A 23,791-nucleotide genomic window follows, 5' to 3' on the forward strand; every position below is an offset into this window, starting at 1 on the left:
AGTGTTTAGACGGATTGCCGGAGCATTCACGCGCGGAATTCTGGTGGCCCTGATAATCGCGGCACCATCGTTGTTGTTGCCCGGGTATATGACCGACGCGACAGAAATCGTCGCTTTGCTTGCCATTGTTGGGGCAGGTCTGACATTCGCCGAATATTACACGAACTTTCCCAGCATCGTTGAATTTCGCGATGCCCCGCCGCTGAACCGCTTGCGTTATATCGCTCTGCTTATGATGGTTCTTGTGCTGACTCTAGCGACCAAGAACGCTTACGAGCCCACTGCCATCACCGCGATTTTTAACGGGATTGGGCAGGTCGTCGGGCATTACAGCGACTTTCCCTATTCACCGGTTCGGTTGGTCATCGGGATGTTGCCCGACAACACTTCGGTCGTGATCATGGAACGGGTGCGCGATGCCGCCGGCGTTGCCTATGCGATTGCGCTGATCAGCGTGCTGGCATTTCTGGGTTCGGTGCGGCTCTTTGGCTGGCCGACCCGGCACGGGGCGTTCAACGTCTGGGTGAACCTGCCGCGTTTTGATCCGACGACGGGTGGAGATGTCGTGCATCGCCTGCAGCGCGATGGGCGGATCAACGCGGTCCTTGGGATTCTGCTGCCGTTTCTCATTCCGACCTTGGTCAGAATGGCATCCGACCTGATTGATCCGATAACGCTGAACCATCCGCAAACGATGATCTGGACGATCAGCGCATGGGCCTTTCTGCCAGCGAGCATGATCATGCGGGGGATCGCCATGATGCGCATTGCCGAACTGATAGAGGAAAAACGCCGCCGCGCCTCGCAAGATTCCGAGCCTGTGCATCTGCTATGATGGCGACGCTTCGGGCGCTCGCGCTTTGCGTGGCTTCCTTGGTTGGTCTGTCGCCTCCGGTCTGGGGCGAAACCCTGCGCGTCGCCACGTTCAACGCCGAATTGCAAGGTGACGGCCCCGGCCTGCTGTTGCGCGATCTCATGCGAGAAAAATCCGATCAGATCGAGGCGGTTGTGCGTGTGATCGAACAAACCTCTCCGGATATTCTTGCGCTTCAGGGGGTCGATTGGGATTTTGATGGTGCCGCTTTGGGCGCGTTGGCCGATCTGCTCGCGGCGAGTGGTGTGCCCTATCCCTACCGTTTTGCGGCGCAACCCAATTCCGGGATGGCGACCGAACTGGATCTGGACGGCGACGGGCAGTTGGGTGGCCCCGGTGACGCGCAGGGGTTCGGAGATTTCACCGGACAGAGCGGGCTTGCGGTGCTCTCGCGATATCCTATCCGAACCGAACAAGTTCAAGACTTCAGCAGCCTGCTTTGGCAAGATATTCCCGATGCTCAATTGCCAACTTATGAGGACGGAAAACCCTTTCCCTCTGAAGAGGCGCAAGCGATTCAGAGGCTTTCAAGTATAGCGCATTGGATCGTTCCAATCGACTTGCCGGACGGCAGCGTTCTGTCCCTGATGACCTTCCATGCAAGCCCGCCGGTGTTTGACGGGCCCGAAGACCGTAACGGCCGTCGCAACCACGACGAAATTCTGCTCTGGCGTGCGATACTGGATGGTGAATACGGCGACCCGCCCGAAAGGTTCGTGCTCGCCGGAGATACCAACCTGGATCCGCAGGACAGCGATGGAAGAACCCAAGCGATCCGCGCGCTGTTGCGGGACCCTCGATTGCAGGACCCGAAACCTGCGAGCGCTGGAGCGGCAGCGATGCCAGATCAGGGCCACATCAGCCAGAACGCGCTCGACACCGTTGATTGGGACGGCATCGGACGATTCCGGGTGGATTATGTTCTGCCCTCCACGCAACTGGTCGTCGCCGACGCGGGCGTTTACTGGCCCGCGCCGGACGAACCGGGTCATGACGATGTCCTAGCTGCCAGCCGTCACCGTCTGGTTTGGGTTGATCTGCTGTTCGATTGACGGCAGGGACACAGCGGATGCCAGTGCCTCGCGCACCGGAGTGGTCTGAAAGCCCGGCAAAACCCGGTCAAAGTCGGCCCGGTCCAGCCAGTGTGGCGTATTCCATACGTACTGCATCTCAAGCAGACATCCGGCCAGACGCCAGAATGGCTGGGCGAGGATCAAGGGCAGCCATGACATCTTGCCCAGGCGCACCGGACCCGGTGAAACCCGTTCGAGGATCTCTGCCATTTCGCGGCCAGTCATCGTGTATCCCGGAAATGGAATGTCGGTGAATGCCGATAACGTTTCGCGCCGCTCTGCAAGTTGGACAATGGCCCGGCAGTAGTCGGGCAGATAGGCCCAGGCGTGGGGAATGTCCGGATTGCCGGGATAGGTGAACCTGCCCTTTGCGAGGGATTTGATCAGGACCTTGTCAAACCAATTGCCTGAGTTTTGAGTGTCGATAAAGTCGCCACCGCGCAGCAGGATGGTACGCACACCGGACTGCCGGTAGGCCTGTTCCATTTGTATCCTTATGCGGCCAAGGGGATTTTTCGCGCCGTGGTCCGATGCCGCTGTCCACGGGGCAGGGGTGTCCGGACCAAAGACATAGACATTGCCTGGCAGGATCACGGTGGCACCGGTCTGTCTCGCAGCTTTGATCACCCGCGCATGAAGTTCGGGAACCTGCTCTGCCCAATCCGTGTAGGCCGGGTTCCAGCCGTTCACGATCACATCGGCGCCGCGTGCCGAGGTCATCAGATCATCGCGCGAGCGGTCAAATTCACGAACCACCCATCCGGCAGCGGCAAACTGCTCGGCGGCATTGCGGCCAAAGCGGCCGGTTGCGCCAAGTATCAATGCGGTTTGGGTCATGGTGATCTCCTGATTGAATGCTGTGTCATTGAAAGAGATATCCATTCATCATCAGTGTAGATATTGCCAAAATGTGACGATATGGTATTCATAAGTGTATGGATTTGCCCCCCAAACTCAAAGACTGGTCACTGGTCCAAAGCTTCCTTGCCGTCGCCGACACAGGGTCTCTGTCAGCGGGTGCGCGGCTCTTGGGGTGTAGCCAGCCGACTTTGGGGCGGCAAATTCAGGCGCTTGAGAGCGAATTGAGCGTCGAGCTTTTTACCCGGCACGCACGTGGCTTTGCGCTGAGTGATGCTGGGGCGGGCCTTGTTCCGATGGCGCGGCAGATGCAAAGCGCGATGCAGGCGATGACCCTCGCGGCTGCGGGGCAATCCAAACAGCTTGAGGGGACCGTCAGGATCACGGCCAGCGTCTTTGCCTCGCACCATCTTCTTCCGCCAATTATGGCCGAGATCCGCGAGGCGGAGCCAGCGATACAGCTCGACCTAATACCATCAGACACAACCGAGAACCTACTGTTTCGAGAGGCCGACATAGCGATCCGTATGTACCGGCCAACGCAACTCGACCTCGTAGCGCGTCATGTTGCCGACCTTGAACTGGGCGTGTTTGCGGCGTGCAGTTATCTGGATCGTGTGGGGCGTCCGAAGACCGCCGAGGACCTGCTGAAGTGCGATCTTATCGGTTACGACCGCAATGATCTGATCCTGCGCACGATGAGCGAAATGGGCTGGACAGTGCGGCGCGAAGACTTTGCCATGCGTTGCGATAATCAGGCGACCTATTGGGAACTCTTGCGTGCGGGCTGTGGCGTCGGATTCTCGCAGGTCGGTGTTGCGCGCGCAGATCCGACTGTCGAGCAGATTGATCTGGGCTTCGCCATGCCCTCCCTTCCAGTCTGGTTGACGGCGCATCAGGCCATGCGCCAGACCCCGCGTCTGCGCCGGGTGTGGGATCTTTTGGCCTCGGGGCTGGCGCAGGCCTGAGGCGATCCCTCATACGCGCGACTTATTGACCCGGTGGGTTGCGCACGGTAGGGGCAGGCAAGGAAAATTCAGGAGAGCCCGCATGTCCAACCCCTCGCTTCTTATCCTTGCCGGTGACGGTATCGGCCCCGAGGTCATGACCCAGGTAAACCGGGTCATTGATTGGTTCGGAGCCAAGCGTGGCCTGGCGTTTGACGTGTCCGAGGATCTGGTCGGCGGTGCGGCCTATGACAAGCATGGCAGCCCCCTGCATGACGACACAATGGCCAAGGCAATGGAAGTTGATGCAGTTCTGTTGGGCGCAGTCGGCGGCCCCAATTACGACGCGCTCGATTTCAGCGTAAAGCCAGAGCGCGGCTTGCTGCGCCTGCGCAAGGAAATGGACCTTTTTGCCAACCTGCGCCCGGCTCAGTGCTTTGATGCCCTTGCGGATTTCAGCTCGCTCAAGCGGGACGTGGTCGCAGGACTGGATATCATGATCGTGCGCGAACTGACCAGCGGCATCTATTTCGGCGAGCCCCGTGGCATCATCCACGAAGGCAACGAACGCGTCGGCATCAACACGCAACGTTACACCGAAAGTGAAATCGACCGCGTGGCCCGCTCGGCGTTTGAACTGGCCCGTCGGCGCAACAACAAGGTCTGCTCGATGGAGAAGGCCAACGTCATGGAATCCGGCATCCTGTGGCGCGAAGTCGTGCAAAAGGTGCACGACGAGGATTACCCCGATGTCGAGCTCTCGCATATGTATGCGGATGCTGGCGCCATGCAGTTGTGCCGCTGGCCCAAGCAGTTTGACGTGATCGTCACCGACAACCTGTTTGGTGATCTGCTGTCGGATGCCGCTGCAATGTTGACCGGTTCGCTTGGCATGTTGCCCTCTGCGTCACTCGGCGCACCGATGGCCAATGGCCGCCCCAAGGCCTTGTATGAACCGGTGCACGGGTCCGCGCCCGACATCGCCGGACAGGGCAAGGCCAATCCGATCGCCTGTATCCTCAGCTTTGCCATGGCACTGCGGTATTCCTTTGATCAGGGCGAAGAAGCCGAGCGCATCGAAAATGCCGTGGAAAAAGTATTGGCTGATGGCCTGCGCACCGCCGATCTGATCGGAGAAGACGGCGTCGAGCCGGTCAGCACCGAGCAAATGGGCGACGCGATTTTGGCCGCACTGGACGCAAGCCTCTGATATCCTGCACGCGGGGCCAGCCTCCGCGTGCACTTCCCGAGACCGCGCCGCCAATCGGGTCGGCGGATTTCCGAAAGGCGAACCGCCTCTTGTCCAACGAGCAGCCCCAATCGAGAAACCTGTCCGGTGCCCTGTTCGGTCTGCTGGGGTTCGCGATTTTTGCGTCGCATGACGTCATCATCAAATATCTCGGTGGTGTCTATTCCCCTATCCAGATCGCCTTTTTCAGTGCGCTGCTCACATTTCCGCTGATGACGGCCTTGCTGATTGGCGACAATGTCCCCGGGACGCTGCGCCCGGTGCATCCTTGGTGGATGTTCGTGCGCAGCGTTTCCGCGGTGGTTGCTGCGGTGAGCGCGTTTTTCGCATTCTCGCTGATCCCATTGGCGCAGGTTTACGCGGTGCTGTTTGCAACGCCGCTCTTGATTACCGTTCTCTCGGTTCCGCTGTTGGGTGAAAAGGTCGGCGTGCACAGAGGTTTGGCCGTTGTTGTCGGGCTGGCCGGTGTTCTTGTAGTCCTGCGCCCGGGATCAACAGAACTGAGCCTTGGGCATTCTGCTGCGCTTGTGGCGGCGGTCGCAGGGGCCTTGAACTCGATCGTTGTGCGCAAGATCGGCAATGACGAACGCGCCGTGTTGATGGTGCTCTATCCGATGCTGACAAGTTTCCTGATGATGGGTGTCGCATTGCCATTTGTGTACCGCCCGATGCCGATTGCGGATTTCGGGGCGCTCGCGATTGTCGCAGTCCTGGTGTTGCTGGCGATGTCCTGCATGGTAACCGCCTATCGGCGTGCCGATGCCGCCATCGTCGCACCAATGCAGTACTCGCAAATCCTGTGGGCCGCGCTGTTCGGGGCCATGCTGTTTGGTGAATATCCCGATGCGATGACCTATGTCGGGACTGCTATTATCACCGCAAGCGGTCTCTATATTCTCCGCCGCGAGTCCCATGGCAGCCGTTCGCAAAACCGTCCCGTCCTTGAAACCAAGACCCGCACCGGCTTGATGGCTGGCCTGCGGGTGGGGGCTTTGTCAAGGGTCATGAAAAGGCGCAAATGATTGGTCTTGCCAAATCCTGACCATATCTGTAATCGCTCCCCACGGTCGGAGTGTAGCTCAGCCTGGTAGAGCACTGTCTTCGGGAGGCAGGGGTCGTGAGTTCGAATCTCGCCACTCCGACCAATTAGATCAAAAACATAGAGGTATTTGGCTTTGCTCGTAAATGAGCGAAACTGTGATGCCTCACAGTTTTGTGTCGCAACTAGGGTGTTGTTTTTCCTTCGAGCATCGCCTGAACACCATTCCTGATACAGCTAAATTAGCAATTTCGACCGACAAACGACCACCTCGGTGATCGCTTCGTTCCACCCGTTCAGGCGCTCCTCGTCGGCATACCCCTGTGGCAATCGCCGTTGTGTAGATCGGTGCTGGCCCAGGACACGGCAAACGCGACGCTCAGAAGCCTTCATCCGCCTGCGCACCAAGTTGATGCATGCACGTCGTCGTGAGGGGCTCGGAAGTTTCCCCGTGCGGCTTCCGAAAGGATTAGCTTATCCAGCGTCAGATCCGATACGGCTCGGCGAAGGCGTTCGTTCTCTTTCTGAAGCCGCTTCAGTTTTTTGAGCTGTTCTGCGCCCATTCCGCCGCACCCTCAGCATCGCGCTTGAACCAATGGCGCTCCGATGCTTCGATCTTCCAGCGGTAATAGGTTTGTTCAGTCACACCGATCTGTCTGATCGCATTAGTCGGGGTCACGCCTTGCCCCATCAGAACTTAAACCTGCCGCAGCTCCACGGCAATCTCTTCGGGCTTGGGTCTCTTAATGGCCATATCAGCTCCTTCGCTTTCCTAACTATAGGGGCGGGCCGCTTCAAAGGGGGAGGCTCAAGACGGTAGAACGGTTTCTCAGGGGAAAGTGGCGGTGCTGGGAGACCAATGCGAACCAGTCTCTACTAAAGTGGCGGCACGCGAGAGCACCCGGCGAACTCCGGGCGATTTCCTAACTTTCTGAATTTTCTCGGTTTTGATCGAGCGAAACGACTTCGAACTGAAGGTCGCTCTACTCAGGAGTGCCCCGCACCTGGCGCGAAACGCCGCCTACTCGTTTTCACCAGCCCCTGCCCCGGAAGTTCCGAGAAGGCCGTCCAAAACATCGAGCAACTGAAGAAGGGTCTCGCGAGTTTCGTGAAGTCCCGCCCCTACCTTCAACTCGCTCCGCCCGGCCAACGAAAGCACAGCGAACGACACCTCGTTCGAATTCCGCATGAGCTCGACCAGGTGCTCACCAGCCGGGCCATGGGCGCCCGCGAGCCAGTTCTTCGCCGTTCGCTCCGAGACACCCGTCCAACGCATCACAATCTTGATCGCCCGGTGAGAACCACCGAGCTCCCGCTTCAGCGCAGCCGCAATGGCCATTTGATATTTTAGTCGATCGACCTTCGCTTCGTCGTCATCTGGAAAAGTCTTGCCCATCTTAGGAAACATTTTTCCGAACCTCCGCGTCTATGCTTCGGCTCCATGGAATCACATGCATTCCCAGCGACTTGGCGATTGATGAGAATGAAAGGCTCAGCACTTGAGTTGGAAGGACGGACATGACGGAGGCGCGATGACGCCAAAGGGAGCGCAGCCTCGGCGCGCCGCTCAATACGTCCGTATGTCGACCGAGCATCAGCGCTATTCTACAGAAAACCAGTCTGACGCCATGGCGCGCTATGCAGAGCAGCGCGGCATAGAAATTGTTCACACGTATTCGGATGCAGGAAAAAGCGGGCTACGCATCCAAGGGCGCGATGGCCTGAAGCAACTGATTGATGACATTCAGTCCGGTCGCGCGGATTTCGAAGTGGTGCTCGTTTACGACATCAGCCGCTGGGGCCGGTTTCAGGATGCGGACGAAAGCGCTTATTACGAATACATCTGCAAACGCGCTGGCATCTCCGTCATCTATTGCGCCGAGCAATTCGAAAACGATGGCAGCCCCGTCTCGACGATCGTCAAAGGCGTCAAGCGCGCCATGGCCGGAGAGTACAGCCGAGAGCTCTCGCAGAAGGTTTTTACAGGCCAATGCCGCCTGATCGAGCTCGGCTATCGCCAAGGCGGTCCGCCCGGCTTCGGTTTGCGGCGCATGCTGATCGACGAACAAGGTATCACAAAAGGAATCCTGGAGCGCGGTGAGCACAAGAGCATTCAGACGGATCGTGTCACCCTGGTCCCGGGGCCAGCCGAGGAAATCGCCGTTGTTCAGGAGATATTTCACCGCTTCGTCGACGATCGAAAGTTCGAGACCGAGATTGCCGAGGTTCTGAATGCCCGTGGCATCCTGACGGATCTCGGTCGCGCCTGGACGCGCGGGACCGTCCACCAAATCCTGATCAACGAGAAATACATCGGCAACAACGTCTGGAACCGCAGCTCCTTCAAACTGAAGAAGCGGCGTGTGCAAAACGATCCCGACATATGGGTTCGCGCCGAGGGTGCTTTCGAGGGGATCGTCGATCCAGATCTGTTTGCAGCCGCCAACGCCATCATCAGCGCGCGATCAAGCAAGCTCACCGAAGACGAAATGCTCGAAGGTTTGAAAGAGGTTTACGAGGCTCAGGGCTTCCTGTCCGGCCTCGTTATCGATGAAGCGGAAGCGCTGCCATCGAGCAGCGCGTACCGATCACGGTTTGGCAGCCTGCTGCGCGCCTACCGGCTGGTCGGTTTCAAGCCTGATCGAGACTACAGATACATCGAGATCAATCGACGCTTGCGCGAGTTGCATCCGGACATTGTCGCCGAGACGATTGCCGGCCTCGAAGCCTCGGGCGGCAGCGTCGAACGACATCCCCGAACAGACCTGCTCACCATCAATGGTGAATTCACTGCGTCCCTCGTCATCGTCCGATGCAGCGAAACCAATGCGGGGTCTCTGCGTTGGAACATCCGCTTCGACATGAGCCTCAAACCCGACATCACAATCGCTGTCCGCATGGATCGGCCAAACCAACGGCCGCTCGACTACTACCTGCTCCCCAGCCTCGATATGACTCTTCCCCGCATCCGGCTAGCCGAGCACAACGGCTTGTCTCTCGATGCCTATCGCTTCGAGAAGCTGGCCCCCTTGTTCGACATGGCGGTCCACGTCCCAGTACCGGAGGTGGCCTGATGCCAGATCCGCACCCCCAGACCGCCGAATTGATCCCAATGGATCGCATCACCGTGGTGAACCCGCGGGTTCGCAATCGGAAAGCATTTAGGGAGATCGTCGACAACATCGCCGAGCTCGGACTGAAACGGCCGATCACCGTAGCAGCCCGCCACAGCGAGGATGGCTTGCGATACGATTTGGTCTGTGGCCAGGGGCGCCTTGTGGCTTTTCAGGAACTCGGACAAACAGAGATCCCTGCGATCGTGATCAATGCCAGCAGCGAAGATTGCCTCGTGATGAGTCTAGTGGAGAACCTGGCGCGTCGTCAACATCGCGCCCTTGATCTTCTGCGCGATATCAAAGGCTTGAAGGAGCGCGGCTATTCTGGCCCGGAGATCGCGCGGAAGACGCATCTGTCCCTCAAATATGTCCGCGGCGTTCTTCGGCTCCTTGAGAGCCGCGAGCATAGATTGCTCAGAGCTGTTGAAAGCGGAAAGCTTCCTGTCAGTGTCGCCGTCGATATCGCGGAAGCAAAAGACTCGGACGTGCAGGACGTTCTCCGCGAGGCCTATGAGAACAACCAGCTGCGCGGAGGTCGACTGATGGCCGCGAAACGCCTGGTCGAAGCACGTCAGCAGTACGGAAAAGGACAACCGAGTGCAGACCGAAAGAAAAGGCGCTCGCTGTCCGTCGAAGGCCTGATCCGGACCTATCAGAACGACGTCGAAAAGAAACAAGTCCTTCTGCGTAAGGCGACCGCGACCCGTAACGAGCTGATGTTCATCACGGAAGCCCTGCGCAAACTGCTGAATGACGAAAACTTCGTCACGCTTCTCAGGGCCGAAGGGTTGGCGACGATCCCAAAGAACCTCTCTGACCGCCTGGCCGCTCGAACGGGAGACCTCTGATGGCGAGATCCGGACGCACCAAATCGATCAGCATGGCGTTTGAAAAAGACCTCATTCAACTGCCACTGGAGCAGATCTGCCCGCTCTACGCCGTTCGCAAAGAAACCAAGGATACGGTGAAATTCCGCCAGGTCGTTGCTTCCATCAAAGAAGTCGGGCTGGTCGAACCCCTCGTCGTGGTCCGCGACCAATCCGATCCCGAAAAATATATGCTGCTCAATGGTCACGTGCGCCTTGCGATCCTGAGCGACCTCGGCGAACAGGATGCGCCGTGTCAGGTTTCGACGGACGACGAGGCCTTCACCTACAACAAGCGCATCAGCCGTCTCGCGACCATTCAGGAACACAAGATGATCCTGAAGGCGCTCGAACGCGGCGTTCCCGAAGAACGGCTGGCCCGGGCGCTCAATGTGAACGTCAAATCTTTGCAGGACAAAAAGCGCTTGCTAGATGGCATCTGCCCAGAGGCAGCTGAGCTTCTCAAGGACAAGCAGGTCGCGCTGACCGGGTTCCAGATCCTCAAGAAGATGAAGCCGATGCGTCAGATCGAGGCTGCGGAACTGATGGTGACGATGAACAAATACACCGTCAATTACGCCCGCTCGCTTTTGGCTGCGACGCCGGCCAGCCAGCTGAAAGATCCGGAGAAGCCTAAAGCTGTGAAAGGGATCTCCCGGCAGCAACTCGAGCTGATGGAGCGCGAGTCCGCAAACTTGGAGCGAGAGTTGCGCCTGGTCGAGGACACATACGGTAGTGATCACCTCGATCTGGTTCTCGCGCGTGGCTATGTCTCCAAGCTCATCACCAATGCACGCGTCACACGGTATCTCGAGATGTATCATCCCGAGTTTCTGCCTGAGTTCGAAAAGATCACGGAGACGGAGGCCCTGGCCTCCTGATCCAAGCAGTTTGGTCAATTTCGGCCGAGCTGCATCTGGGGACCCGGACCCATAGAAGCGCGGGGACCGCAGGAGACGCCGCACGGTGGGGCGGATCGAGTGCGGCGGTGGGGATGGCGGCGAACCCGCGCGGGGCCCACCAAGCCGAGATTATTCACTCGGCCGGACTTGCGAGAATTATCTCGCATTGGAGCCGAAGCAACTGACCTGGCGGCAGACTGCTTCGGCTCATCAATCCTAGCAGCCTTATACGAATTGTTCCGAATTCAATGGGTTGGAGGAATCATTTGATGCGTTAGACTGCTCTGGAGGTGACCGGAATGGCGCGCGAGCGAGCAGACAGTTTTTTATCAAGATTTTTGTTTCGTGGTTCCAAGGAGCGCGAGCAAGAGGCCGTGGGCACCGGTATTGAGGCCACACTCGCGTCCGAAAGCGTCACCGAGCATGAATTGGTGTGGGCGACAAACGGAGAGCAATCCGTCCAAAAGCTCGTTGAGCGCACTCTAAATGGATCAGGCGCTCTCGTAGTGACCGGATACCAGGACTTCCTGTCCGCGATGTCGATCATACTTCGCGTTCGGCCAAGCATTGCATCCGAGCCCCCTGGAACGATCCGGATCATATTTGGGACGAATACTGACAATCAAAACCGCATGGACGGTGGTGGGCGTGAGCTGTCGGAAGAGGCCCGTGACTATTACCTCGAAACACGTGGGCTTTCGCTACACTCACTCGACGATCTAAGGGCTGTCCTCGCCTACGATGCGATCGCATCGGGAGCTATCTCGCTCCGCATCTTCGATTCTGATTTGGCCCGGGAGCGGTTCGGTCGCACCCACGCGATGCTTCACGCGAAGCTCTTCATCAGTGACGCGGGCGCGCTCGCAGGCAGCGCCAACTTCTCGGTCGGCGGCCTTAGACGCAATCTTGAGTACGTCGACGAACTTCAAGCGTTTCCTGACCTTGCCGCAACGCGACGACAGGCCGCTGAAGACTTCTGGACCCTTGGTACCGACTGGACCGAACAGGCTCTTGAGATCCTGCGCGCACTTCTGAGGCCCGTAAGCGCCGAAGAAGCCCTCGCCCGAACGGTTCACGAAATGACATCCTTTTCGCCCTGGCGTGTCGGCGGTGACGGCGCCGCTGGGCGACCGCCGCTGCTATTCCAGAAAGATCTCGTCTACGAGGCCGCAGGGACTGCCTACGAACACGGGTTTGCATTTGTCGAAGCACCGACAGGTGCAGGCAAGACGGACATCGGCAAGCACTTGGCGACTGTCTTGCCGACGATGCACTCGAGCGTCGTTCTTAGACATGGAAATGAACGTCCTGACCAAACGCGCAATGGTGCGCTCGGCATCATTCCGGCAAGCGTTCTCAGCAATTGGACCAAGATCAAGCCTCCCAATCTCGATCTCATTAAGCATAGCCAATTATCCCAAAAGAAGGGCGATCAGGCCGAAGAGCTGGCTGAGATCAATCGAGGCGCCCGGTCATCAGCGTCTATGATCGTAGACGAAAGCCATCGATTAAACTCCCGCTATCTCGCCCCGTCGAGACGTTCTCTGGTCTTTGAACAAAGCCCTGCGATTTGGACGTCGTGTCTGTCGGCAACCTTGATGGGAAACCAGGGCTTGGACGGATTGCTCGCCTTCCATGAACGACGTGCGTCGATTTATGTGCCCCCGGAAATCACCGCCAGGATCAATGACAACCTCAAGCGGGGACGCGAGAGAGCACTAGAGTTGAACGCACTCCGCGCACTTAGGCAGAACTTCGAGGATCGTCAGCGGTCTGGCATGGAAGACATGTTCCTGTCCGAAGCAGACCTCGCCCAACCAATCGAAGAAGCCGAAGAACGACTTGCGATCAAGCGGCTCGATCCGCGCGAAATCCAAGCCGACATGGCGGATGCTCTGGCACCCTATGTCGTTCGGCGTCAGCGCCACTGCGTCGGAGAATCTAAGAAACGCGGACCAGGTATTTATGCGTACCCAGCGATCGAAAGCATCCGGATCGACGCCGAGCTCACGCCCAAGCAGTCGGCCATCCTGGACGAAATCAGAAAACTGGCTGAAAGCATCTCCACGGGCACAACTCTTGTATCTGCCGACCCAAAACGGGCGGGCCACACGGAAGTCCGCTTTCATGACAAGGCGCGGATCCACATTCGGAATTTTCTGGCGATCTTGAGATCGTCGATCACCTTCGCACGGGAAGATTGGGAACGTAGGCGGGCCGCGGATGCAGATGCCCGCGGCCGTACGTCGATTGGCGAGAGCCTTAGGCGCTCAGAACGTGAAAGCCGCGGCGGGAAAACCGCAACGATCACTACGACACCGAAGAGCGGCGAACTCCCTCTCGACAAAAGGACGACGACGCCGATTTGTGATCGCATCGGAGAACTGCTGCAGAGCCCTGAACTTAATCCGATCGATGAGCAGCGCGCCGAACATATGGCTGAGATGCTCAATGAGCATCGCCAGGTGATCTTCCTTTCTGAGCGGATTGGAGTTCTGGAGGTCTACGCGCGCCTCCTCTCCTCCCGTAAGGGCCCAAAACCCGACGTGATCCTCGTGGCTGCCAATCACAAATTGGGTCCTGGTACCGGCATTACCGTTGCCCGAAATGGTGCAGAAGCCCAAGAATACCTTGCTCTCGATGGCAAGAAGGCGTCCGATGACAAACGCCGAGCCATGTTCATGACCTTTCAAATGGCAGAAGGCATCAACCTTCAGCGCGCACGCGCCCTCGGTATCGTCGGCGTGACCTCGGACATAAAGAGCATGCTTCAAGGCCTGGGGCGGATCGACCGGATTGATAGCCCGCACTCCAAGATCACCTACACCACCTTCGATCTTCCCGGGCTTGTCCTGTCGTCCGACAAGAAAGGCCGTGATCGCATCGAGTCGATCGCTCTGCTTTCGGGGGTCGGTGCTTCAGATCTCGCGGACGAATACCTCGAATTCTCTGCTGGCGACCTGACAGACCTGATCCTGGAGCAGCACAAGAAGCTGCGGCCACTTCGCCGGAACAACCTCTACGATCTGGTTGAAGACATGCGGCGCAAGCTGCCAAACGATCTCCTCAAATCCATGGAGCGCATCAAACCTCAAAGTCTTTGGGGCGCTGAGCTTTGTCTTCTCGCCGGCAAGACACCGATGACGATCATTGCCCTTGGTGCGCGCGCGCCTTCGCTGGTCGAGGCGTCCTATTTGCCACCCCGACTATTGGCCGTCCGCGAGACCGGCGATCGTCAGGAAATCATCCGAGATCAGCCAGAAGTGACAAGACTGCTGCGCGAGTCTTTCGGCGAGACCGTCAAATCCGGGAAACACCGGGACCGGCCGACAGAAACAGAGTTGAGCTATGTGATCGAGGGCCTCCAGCCGACTTTGGAAGGTCTGGCTCACTGGGATATTCGTCCCGAGAGAACGGTTTCACTCTTGGAGTCTTTGGATAGATTTCTGGCGTCTGGACCCTCGAAGAACCAAGGATACAACCGGTTCGGTCATTTGACGCTCCCATCCTTAGAAAAGCTAGCGGAGGCTTGGGCCCAAGAACTCGACCCCTATTGGATTGAGGCCAAGAAAGACGTCAGCCAACGCAGCGAAAAGGAAAGAGAGATTCCAGATTATCTGGGGATCGATGCGATTTTCGGCTTTTTTGAGCAGCAACCGTCGAAGACGCTCTCAGAGGTGCGCGCGCGAATGGAAGAGTTGGTCGGCGCGGCGGAGCAAGCTTCGCGCAATGCAAATACACAGATCTTGGATCGGATCGCCGTGATATTTCAGACAGCTAAGCGTACTTAGCCGTGTCTTACTGAGACGGTCATTGTGTCGCTACTGGTCACCGAGATTGGTATCGAGAAACTGAATGAGATAGTCCTCCGCCGTCATGGCGTCTCGGACTTCGCCTGGAGACTTGGTATTCGAGCTTCCCGCGATGGTGCGTGCGGCTTCGTAGGTACTTCGACTTATCTTAAGATTTACCACGACGACATCGCCATCCTGTGCTTCTTTGAGCTCTGACCCGAGCGTTCGACCAGACACCAGGGGATCGGCGATCCACCCCTCCAACTCGTCGGGGTCTTCAGGGACGCCATATCCATTGTTGTGCTGGCTCCAAGCCCACGCAGCCTGTACAGCGCAAAGCAGGGCGTCGAGTGTGTCAGCCCCTGGATCGTCGCACAGGGATGGATCGGCTTTAATCGTCAGGCCGTATAGCTCCTGACCTCCCGACACCAGCTTTTGGAAAAGCTCTTGGCGGGCACGGAATTGATCGATGGTCTGCTTGCTCTTGGTGTCGTTCTTGTAACTGCGCCGGCCAATCAACCTTCGGGCAATAACACCGGGATATGCTTCGACGGCAATCCGATCTTGAGCGCCGTTAAGTAAATACGGAATTGTTACTCCGGATCGCAAAAGGCGCGGAGCTCCCTCGAAGAACATCAGTCCCACCGGTACACCAAAGAGCTTTTGCGGACTAATCGATCCAGCGGCACTATCGGTTGCGCGACGATGTTCCTTGTCGCCGTCAGGACGTGCAGCACGATATTCGTCGAGCGCTTTGCGGAAGCCATCGCGGGTAAGACTCTGCGCGTGCCCAACGTATTCGGCCCAGTTCTTCGGCCAACCGATAGTGTTAATGAAGCGGCGCGCCTGCCCGAATGGGAAGTTGATGCCCGCAATCCATGGACCGGGTGAGGCTAGCATCTCTTCAAAACCTTTGAAATCCGGCCAGCTCTCAAGATCGCCTGCCGTCAAAGTGTCTCCTTCTAGGCTGCAGCTCAGTGCCGTAATCGGTTTGCGGCGCGACGGACTGCTCGTAAAATCGATGCCGATGACCTTCATGGCTTACACTCTCGGTTCCTGCAGCAAGGAGTGGTGATCATCATATCCGTGCTGCAAAAGCGCCTGGAGAGCCTCGATGCGAACTTTGCGTCCGTGATCGCTGTCAACGATATGGTTGATCGCCCGCAGGCGCCTAATGTGATCTTCCTGCAAGGCGTGATGATGGCTGCCAGCTAGCACCAGAGCTAGATACCAATCGAACGGCTTAAGTTCAGGTTTGGTGGTGCTTGCAAGATAGGTTTTTGCGTTCACCGTTGCTCCGGTTGAAGCGCAGGCCACACGGAAACTATCATCACGATCGTAGCCGTAGCCGGCGCCTTCGGCGCGATCGAGGTTGCGCAATTCTGACCGTTCTATCTCGAAGAGCACGCCCGGGGTGACAACCTCTTGAAGTTCAGACTTAATCAGCGTCGCCTTGCCGGAGCCGTCCTTGCTCGGTTTGCTGAATTCTAATCCGAAGCTGTAAGCATGCGCCGTTCCGATCACACGGGCCGTGCTGCATCGGGCTTGCAGACGCGCCGGCAGCATGTTCGATCCGTATGCGAAGTATGCAAAGCTCATCTTTGCTCTCCCGTCCCGAGAACTCCAACCAACGTTTTCACCTTCAGCAATTACTGTTCCTCCAATCCGTACTCCACCGCAAAGGACAAGGCGGAATCCAAACGATCTGGAGTCGGATTTGGTGGAGCAAGAGACGAAGCACCAGGCACCAATGCCCAACCTTCTTCTTCAATTACGATCTTAAGACGCAGTATTAGCTTTCCTCTAGAGCGAGCATCGGTCAGCCCACGCCCGATCGCCCAGAATGTGTGCTGTCCGAGCATCCAAACCTCAAGAATATATCTTAAGAAATCTCGTGCTTTATCGTCCTTGTGCTGAATATACTCCGCTTGGGCTCTCCATAGCGGCAAGCGCTCAGGTCTCTGCGTTTCATCTGCTTCATTGGGACTCTTCAGAAGACAATACGAGAGCGCCGAGACCAGCATAGAAGGCAATGTATTTAGTTCACCACCCTCCAACGCGCCCCTTATTTCATCAACTATGTCAACCGGGCACATTTTTGCTTCAAAAGACGCTCTGAGCCACTCTTCCGCCCTCAAGCCAGAAATATCATCTGGCAGCTCCGAAATGAAACTCGAGACGATCCTGTCCACAGGCTGTGTTTGACCGTCCAATTTCCGTACAACCCAGTAAAACAGAGCTTCCATTGCGAGACGAAATGCCTGTCGAACCTGCACATTGCGCCAAGCTTCTTGTGTCAGGCCCAGGCTGCCCTCCTGCTGAAACTTCGGCATACAACCTGCCATTAGCTTTCTAATGCTCCGCGATTCCGAGGTCTTGCCGAAGGCGCAAGCGGCCTCCATAAGTTCTATGCCACGCTTGCGAGCCGTTGGTGCTGGCTCGCCCTTCATAGCCCTTTTTGCAGCCTTGCGCTCGCTGTCGGTCAAATTTCCAAGAGCCCAGGCCACTCCAAGTTCTTGCACCGCCTCTCTCGATATCTCTACGGGTCCAAATCTCGAGAAGACCGGGAGTTCCAAGTATTGTGTGAACTGCGCCTGGAAATCATCGAGGGCGTTCTCGAAATCCGGGTTAGCTACAAACACTCCCGGCTGGTCCTCATGTGGAAGTATCCATTCCATTGATTTCGCCAAGGGGCCATAGTTCAGAGCGGCACTTAGCGCGGTTGAGTCACGCCGCGCCTCACGCCGCTTCGCCCATTCACCCCCACCGAACTCATAGCGGTCCACTTCAAACAATGGCTGAAGAACTTGACGACCAGGTAAATCGACGTTGCTGGCAACTAAAAACTGCGACCAAACATAGAGCACATCAATCCGATCAACGAAATCTTCTAGCGAGTTTACGTCGACACTAGCTTGACCACTCTTTTCAGCGACCTGACGTGCTCGGCGCCAAGCCCACGCAATAACGACAAGAGGTCTAATGTGGCGCGCAACATTATTGAGATTTGGCATGACGCGATCCATCAAATCAAAATTGATCTGCCTCATCCCAAGTGGATCGACACCGCCGAGGCGCACATTCACCGAAGGGCAAAAACTGGGACCATCCGCCAAAGCAGACTTTCTCACCAACTCATTTAGGTCCTGTTTGGCCACGTCTCAAAGCCTTCTAGATACGATAACGCGACGGCAACAGTTCCTTGCCGTACAAACGGATTTTGATAGCAGATTGCCGTACTCAGCCTTTGGTAAGGCAATGTGACATTTGGGGCAGCTACTTTGGGGTTTTGGGATGAGCAACAATTTCTGCCGCTGGCCAGAATTCGCGAGCGCGCTCTCAAGAACTGACCATTCCTCCAGAGCTCGCAGGTCGGCAAATTCTCCGGTAGCTCGCCCATGCTCCAACAGCTCTAGGTATGAGTGAACCTGCTCTTGAAATGTTCGCGTTAAAGCAATTTTCAGAAAAAAATCTTTAGTGTTTATTCGGCTTCCAAGGATGTCCAAAAATCCTCCCAACTCATCTAAGTTTGGGGGGCCAGCATCGAAGTTGAAGCCGATCTTTAGTAAACTACGGCGGGCATTCTTGGGCGCGTCATCACGGCCTTCGCATGCGTGAAAAAGAAACACTGCGCAAGCGACCAACTCTCTTTCCGCTTCGGATACCCCATGCCTGAGACACGACACCATCGCCTGCCTCAGCCATATCTTGGCTAAAGGGTAATCGGGTGCCAATCGGTCACAAATGTAGTTTGCAAGATTGAGTGCAGTAAAAGCGAAATAGCTGCTACTACTATTTTTGGTTAAGCGATCAAAGAGCTTTTCAAAGTTCTTTAGAGTCCGCTTCTTTTCCTTTTCGAATTTCTTTTTTCGCTGTGCAGCATCGGACGGTGAAGGGAGGTCATCATCATCCCCTGACCCTTCTCCCTTGGCCTCGGGAAAAGAGCCTCGGCGCTTTCGCATGGAGGAAAAAAGGGCACTCAAGAATCTTTCCCATGCCGCTCCTACTCGTTTTTCAGAATCGATTTTGCCGGCCAGCGGGCTGCTTGCTCTGCCAAGCTGACTAACAGCAATCCACTGTTCATCTTCGGAGTGTTTGTCAGAGGCGCCATTTACTGCGCTGGATTGCACGATCGAGCCAACCAAGCGCCGTGGATCTTCATAAAACCAGGACATGATAGCAGAAACGTCTTCGGGTGTTTCCGTACCTGAAAGTATAGCCATAAATCGCGCGGCGTTGGTTCCGGCCCTTTTAGTCAACTCTGAGAAGGCCGCGAGTGATATGAATCCTCTGGCCATTCTATCGTCCGGCCCTTTGATGCTCAGGACCAAGCGCCCGCCCGTCCATGCCCGCAGTTCAAGGTCTGGTGCCGCAAAGGCGAAGCGACCGTCCACGTCAACAGTTGTCTCTCCGCCTAGATCCGCACCGCCAAGACCGTGGATGGAGAAGGTGACATCTCCGCATAATCTCGAACCAATCAAACTGCCTGAGATAGTGTCTCCATCAAGAACTGCTCGAAGAATATCCTCGGGATATTGCGTCTCTTCTTCCGATTCATCTGTCAGCTGTGCGCTTGTCAGCGGGTCGCTGGAGGCAAAATTCCAAGCTAAAAACGCATCACGTTGAATCCTCACAACGCAGGTTTCCACATTCCGCGTCGATCCTAAGGCCGCTGTAGTCATGTTGGGACTGCCGCTCAGAATGACGCGCCCGCGCTCGCAGACTATCTCATAGATCTTTGCATGAAGCCGACGCGGCGACTTTTCATGATCAAAGATGTGAACTGAGACGGGTTTTATTTCGACACGATCAGATTTTGGCCAGTTGGTGCCAATTTTTCCTTCGACGGTTCCTCCGAAGTGATGCGCATGTATGAAGGCATGGTCTAGTGAGAGTGCATCGCATAGCGAACCAATTGCATCACCATTATTGTCATAAAATGGTGATACAGAAACCAAACGCCTTGCTCCTCCCAAATCTGCAATAACCTGTGAGACCTGTTCTACAATCGGCCTGTCTAGGTTGTTAAAAAGGCGAATGCTTTCTGAATCACTGCTCTCACTTCCGAGGCGCATCAGGCGCTCTGAGGTTTCCCCGCATAGCTCCGCGGCATGATGGTGTAGCCGATTACTATCGGCCATGCCGGCAAAGAACTGCGCCGCATCTCGGAAGGCATTGCCAGCGAACGAGGGATGCAGGTGTTCAATGCATTCCAAATTCAGTCCCCAACCGCCAAATGTGAGATTCCCGGACCCAACGAGCATATGGCCATCCTCTGGATCGAGGAGCAGGCTAAGCTTCGAATGGAAAACACCACCGCTCACACTCACAGGTTCAACCTCATAATCGCGACCCACACGTTGAGCGCCTTGCTCACTCAAAGCAGAGCGCAATCCATCGGTGTCTGCCAAAATCGTCGCAGATTTTGCGCCGCCCCTTACGAGCGCATCCAAGGCAACTGCTTCAAAAAAGGAAAGGCTCAGCGCATATGTTGTAAATATCGCCTTATCCCATGGTCGCGCGGCGAGGATATCAATCGGCCTAATGTCACTCATCGAGTCGCCACTTTGAATTGCCTAGTTTACGCAAGGCTGTTCCTAAATAACCATTTCAATATATCTGCAGAACGCATTCGCCAACTGCATCTGCCGCGGCGTCCGACATTCCGCCTCGAAGACCCTTGGCGACGCGACTAAGACCGCAACACACTTCGCGCGAGAGATCGCGACGTTGAACCGGTTTGCACTGTACAGGAACTCCATGCCTCGCGGTGCGTCCGTATGGCTCGAAGTCGCCATCGAGTAGATCGCTATGGGTGCCTCCTGGCCTTGGAACTTGTCGACGGTCCCTACGCGGGAACGCGGCAACCGCTGCTGAATCTCAAAGACCTGCGCGTTGTAGGGCGCGATGATCAGGATGTCCTCGAGCGTGAGAGGCTTCTCCTGACCCACCCGATCAATCCATGTCGGCTGACCGGACAAGACATCTCCAACAAGACTGGCAACTGCATCGGCCTCCTCAATCGAAGAGCTTTGATTGCCCGTATGCTCGACCGGTAAGTACCGAAGACCTGTTCCGGTCAGGTGCCCGGCACCACGGGTTTCCTGCAGCTCACATCCCTCTACTGAATGCAGCTTGTCGTCATAGAAGAGCTCAGAATTGAACCGGCAGATATCGGGATGCAGGCGCCAGGTTTCCTCCAGGAAAAGGCCCTCGTCTTCGGCAATCGTATGTGCGCCGCTAAGAACATGCTCGAGCGCGGATACGCCTGTGCCGTCCGGATGCGTGCCCTGCATGGGCTGGTCCAGCTGTTGCGGGTCTCCAAGCAAGATCAGGGCCTTCGCGCTCTGAGCAACTGCCAGGACATTGGCCAGAGACATCTGCGCGGCTTCGTCAATCACGAGCACATCGAGCACTTCATGTGCGTCAGAGCGTGACCAATGGAAGTGCGTCGCACCTGCAACCTGCGCCGACCCTGAGCCCAGCGCGGCATAAACCCCGGCGTTGTCGGACACGAACTTCAACCGATCCTGATCAGGCTCCATCTCGCCGGACTTCGGTTTCTGAACGCAGCAGAGATCGACCTTCATCTCAGGGGCGGCTTCAATGACCTTGTCGATCAGGTTGCGGATCACCTTATGACTGTTTGCCGTGATCCCAACCTTCTTTCCACGCTTGACGAGTTGGCAGACCATTCGGGCGCCCGTGTAGGACTTTCCCGTTCCCGGAGGCCCCTGGATCGGGAAGACGCCTTCACCAAGCTCGCGAGCGACACGAAGCGCAGCCTCCAGGGTCGTTTCGTCAGGCTGCTGGATCGGTCCATCGCCAAACTCCGGCTTGAGGCGCAGCAAGAGCGCCCGGGCGCTCTGATATGGCCCATCTCCTTCGATGCCATGATCAGCGACATACTCCCCGAGCCGCATCAAACTGCCTGCTTGTTCTTTCGTATTGAACATCTGATGCGCGAAGACGCCCTCAGGATGGATGTCAGCCATCTTTCCCATCTTCTTGATGTCGACTGTCCGGTCGTCAGCAGAAACCGCGATAACGCTGCCGATTCTGTCACCGCCGTTCATTCGCAACGCTTCGTCGCCACGAAGATCCGTGTCCTGCTGCGGGAACGCATAGCGGTGCACAGGCGTCCGAGCGCCCGGTGGCGACACGTCTCCAACAAACACTAGCTGCGACAACGCGGCGCGCTCGTCGACGAGCTCCTCGGGGGTGAGCGCAGAGAGGCGGAAGTATTCCCACCAGGCTGCCTTGTCCTCTCGACGATGCCAGTCGAGAATATTCGCGAGGATCCAGCGGGCGTGCTGTTCGGTGCTCCGCTCTTCGATATCCGCGGGCACATTGGCGGTAAGTCTCTCGATCAGAGCCTGCACCGCTTCTTGACGTTCTGTCAGCGCCTCGCTTGGCTCCTGCTCGGAGGGCAAGGGGCGCAGAACATCGGTGCCGGCATCCACAAGATCCTGGCGGCGATCTTCAAGCCAGTCGCGGAGGGCAATGGTCGAGGTGCAATCCTCGTAATTGTAGGACTGTACGGTTGCGCGCACCTCATCGTCGATAGCATCGATATCGCCCAGTTCGAGTCCAGCTTGCAGACGTGCAAGCGCGACATTGGCATCTGGCAGACTGGTGTCCCGCTCAAAGTCGTAGATCGGCTCCAACTTCTTGATCGAATAGCTTTCGACGCCGGCGCGCAGGCCGTTGCGTACGACGCTGTAGAGATCGACTAAGAGATTGCTGCGCAGGAAGTCATCGATCTCACCTTCGCGGGTCGCGTACCGGCCCATGAGCCGTTTCAGCGCCCCTGGCTCGTAAGGTGCGTAGTGGTAGATGTGCAGATCCGGATACTGTTCTCTTCGCGCATTCACGAAGTCCACGAAGCGCTCGAAGATGGCCTTCTCGCCTTCCCGGTCAAACGCCCAGTCGGCTGTGTAGCTCCAGGCACCGTTATCATCGCGGAAGATGTAACCAAACAGGTACTCAAGACCGTGTTCACCAACAAAGGCGTCGCTTTCGATGTCAAAGAAAATATCACCCTCAGATGGCTCCGGAAGCAAGCACAGGCCGATGCCGTCAACGATCGGCAAGAGCTCATACTGCGCGGTACCCGCTTCCCGTGATTTCATCTGAATACGTGCCTGCTCTCGGGCTTTTTCAAAGGAGAGCGGTGAATCCTTCTTCGGCTTCCAGGGCATCGGCGTGGGCATCGCAGCGAGCTCTGCCGCCGTCGTGATCCCGTTTTCCTGAAGCTCAGCCGTCTGGTTCTTGCTGATCCCGGCCACAAGGCAAAGATGATCGTCCGCACGTCGGCGCGCGTCACACTGGGTGCTCCATCTGCAGACATCGCAGTGCTCTTTCGGCTCCGGATAAACTGCGCTTTTCACTTCACCCGCAGTTGCTGCCTCAGCTGCCGCTTTCGCTTTACGAAAATAGGCAGCGTAGTCAGCGAACCGGAATTGCTGCGGCTCATAATCTGACCACGGTGCGACGACGTAGACATATTCAGGGTATATGCCCTGCATCTTTTCCAGAAGATCAGCATAGAGGCAGAGCTGGAGTACGGAGCCAGCCTTGGTCTCGCGTGCAAGCTTCGTGTCGATGATCTCGTAGGACCAGGGCCCGAGATCACTCGGGCTTTCAACGCGTCTCAGGATATCGGCCCGTCCGACCCACCTTCCGTCTTCTAACGCTGCCTGGACAATGAGCTCGGCACCGGACGCCATTGCTGCTCTGGTCGCGGAGACCGCCGCAGGCGTGATGTCGACCCCGTCGATCCGGACAGATGTCAGGCCCTGAGCCTCAAGGTGATCGATGAACGCCTTTTCATGCTGGTCACCCCGCTCGCGCAAGACCTCGAGAAGCGGATCCCAGTGCTTTGGTTTCGCAAGTGCCCCTTCGGTGACCTGAAGATCCAGCTCCGTCAGATGGGCGCAGTTCAAATGGCCGACGAGGTCGGATGCGCTCAGGGCGATCTTATCGAAATGCTTTTTCATGGTCGCACCTCCCAGAGCGGCTCCGAAAAGCGATTTTCCGCTAGGTCACTCAAAGCCGAGTTCTTCTGACAGAA

16 protein-coding genes, 1 tRNA gene and 1 pseudogene are annotated in these 23,791 nt (G+C 56.9%); 10 read left to right on the forward strand and 8 right to left on the reverse strand.

All coding sequences use genetic code 11. From position 1 onward, the window contains the following. The first annotated feature begins 1 nt into the window (after position 1). Together ABJO75_RS20765 and ABJO75_RS20770 are read left to right on the forward strand one after the other, a co-directional pair. Positions 2-835 (forward strand): hypothetical protein, encoded by an 834-nt coding sequence (locus ABJO75_RS20765; RefSeq protein WP_348133685.1) that lies wholly within the window; start codon positions 2-4, stop codon positions 833-835. Continuing rightward, positions 832-1,926 (forward strand): endonuclease/exonuclease/phosphatase family protein, encoded by a 1,095-nt coding sequence (locus tag ABJO75_RS20770; protein ID WP_348133688.1) that lies wholly within the window; start codon positions 832-834, stop codon positions 1,924-1,926. Before ABJO75_RS20765 ends, ABJO75_RS20770 begins: the two co-directional genes overlap by 4 nt. Here ABJO75_RS20770 and ABJO75_RS20775 read toward each other — a convergent pair. Next, positions 1,876-2,784: a sugar nucleotide-binding protein gene (locus ABJO75_RS20775; protein WP_348133691.1), complete on the reverse strand. Its 909-nt coding sequence runs from the start codon at positions 2,782-2,784 to the stop codon at positions 1,876-1,878. The genes ABJO75_RS20770 and ABJO75_RS20775 overlap by 51 nt on opposite strands. Positions 2,785-2,882: 98 nt before the next feature. Here ABJO75_RS20775 and ABJO75_RS20780 point away from each other — a divergent pair, with 98 nt between their 5' ends. From ABJO75_RS20780 to ABJO75_RS20795, 4 genes are all read left to right on the forward strand, one after another. Then, positions 2,883-3,773, forward strand: a complete 891-nt coding sequence (locus tag ABJO75_RS20780; RefSeq protein WP_348133693.1) for a LysR family transcriptional regulator — start codon at positions 2,883-2,885, stop codon at positions 3,771-3,773. Positions 3,774-3,855: 82 nt separating this feature from the next. Further along, on the forward strand, positions 3,856-4,962 hold the full coding sequence (gene leuB, locus ABJO75_RS20785) for a 3-isopropylmalate dehydrogenase (RefSeq protein ID WP_348133696.1): 1,107 nt from the start codon (positions 3,856-3,858) through the stop codon (positions 4,960-4,962). A gap of 89 nt (positions 4,963-5,051) precedes the next feature. After that, positions 5,052-6,023 (forward strand): DMT family transporter, encoded by a 972-nt coding sequence (locus ABJO75_RS20790; RefSeq protein ID WP_348133698.1) that lies wholly within the window; start codon positions 5,052-5,054, stop codon positions 6,021-6,023. Positions 6,024-6,069: 46 nt separating this feature from the next. Beyond that, positions 6,070-6,146: transfer RNA gene (locus ABJO75_RS20795), tRNA-Pro, on the forward strand. Positions 6,147-6,343: 197 nt separating this feature from the next. Here ABJO75_RS20795 and ABJO75_RS20800 read toward each other — a convergent pair. Both ABJO75_RS20800 and ABJO75_RS20805 read right to left on the reverse strand, forming a co-directional pair. Next, a pseudogene (locus tag ABJO75_RS20800) lies at positions 6,344-6,734 on the reverse strand (transposase); the annotation flags it as partial. 327 nt (positions 6,735-7,061) lie between these two features. Beyond that, entirely contained in the window at positions 7,062-7,448 is a 387-nt protein-coding gene (locus ABJO75_RS20805; RefSeq protein WP_348133701.1) for an XRE family transcriptional regulator, read from the reverse strand. 124 nt (positions 7,449-7,572) lie between these two features. On the opposite strand from ABJO75_RS20805, the gene ABJO75_RS20810 reads away from it, so the two are divergent. From ABJO75_RS20810 to ABJO75_RS20825, 4 genes are all read left to right on the forward strand, one after another. After that, positions 7,573-9,114, forward strand: a complete 1,542-nt coding sequence (locus ABJO75_RS20810) for a recombinase family protein (RefSeq protein ID WP_348133704.1) — start codon at positions 7,573-7,575, stop codon at positions 9,112-9,114. Then, entirely contained in the window at positions 9,114-10,004 is an 891-nt protein-coding gene (locus tag ABJO75_RS20815; protein WP_348133707.1) for a plasmid partitioning protein RepB C-terminal domain-containing protein, read from the forward strand. Before ABJO75_RS20810 ends, ABJO75_RS20815 begins: the two co-directional genes overlap by 1 nt. Next, positions 10,004-10,903: a plasmid partitioning protein RepB C-terminal domain-containing protein gene (locus ABJO75_RS20820; protein ID WP_348133710.1), complete on the forward strand. Its 900-nt coding sequence runs from the start codon at positions 10,004-10,006 to the stop codon at positions 10,901-10,903. Before ABJO75_RS20815 ends, ABJO75_RS20820 begins: the two co-directional genes overlap by 1 nt. A 320-nt stretch (positions 10,904-11,223) precedes the next feature. Continuing rightward, on the forward strand, positions 11,224-14,715 hold the full coding sequence (locus ABJO75_RS20825) for a phospholipase D family protein (RefSeq protein ID WP_348133713.1): 3,492 nt from the start codon (positions 11,224-11,226) through the stop codon (positions 14,713-14,715). 30 nt (positions 14,716-14,745) lie between these two features. On the opposite strand, the gene ABJO75_RS20830 is transcribed toward ABJO75_RS20825, so the two are convergent. The 5 genes from ABJO75_RS20830 to ABJO75_RS20850 are packed head-to-tail and all read right to left on the reverse strand — an operon-like array spanning position 14,746 to position 23,717. Then, a complete protein-coding gene (locus ABJO75_RS20830) occupies positions 14,746-15,756 on the reverse strand; it encodes a DUF429 domain-containing protein (protein WP_348133716.1) in 1,011 nt (336 codons plus the stop codon). A gap of 3 nt (positions 15,757-15,759) precedes the next feature. After that, positions 15,760-16,317, reverse strand: coding sequence for a gamma-glutamylcyclotransferase family protein (locus ABJO75_RS20835; RefSeq protein WP_348133719.1), 558 nt, complete (start codon positions 16,315-16,317; stop codon positions 15,760-15,762). A 50-nt stretch (positions 16,318-16,367) separates the two neighbouring features. After that, on the reverse strand, positions 16,368-17,876 hold the full coding sequence (locus ABJO75_RS20840; RefSeq protein WP_348133721.1) for a hypothetical protein: 1,509 nt from the start codon (positions 17,874-17,876) through the stop codon (positions 16,368-16,370). Positions 17,877-17,879: 3 nt separating this feature from the next. Next, a complete protein-coding gene (locus ABJO75_RS20845) occupies positions 17,880-20,273 on the reverse strand; it encodes a hypothetical protein (RefSeq protein WP_348133724.1) in 2,394 nt (797 codons plus the stop codon). Positions 20,274-20,315: 42 nt separating this feature from the next. Next, positions 20,316-23,717: a TM0106 family RecB-like putative nuclease gene (locus ABJO75_RS20850; RefSeq protein ID WP_348133726.1), complete on the reverse strand. Its 3,402-nt coding sequence runs from the start codon at positions 23,715-23,717 to the stop codon at positions 20,316-20,318. Positions 23,718-23,791 lie beyond the last annotated feature (74 nt).

It is taken from the genome of Sedimentitalea sp. (assembly GCF_039973035.1).
Lineage (GTDB): Bacteria > Pseudomonadota > Alphaproteobacteria > Rhodobacterales > Rhodobacteraceae > Sedimentitalea.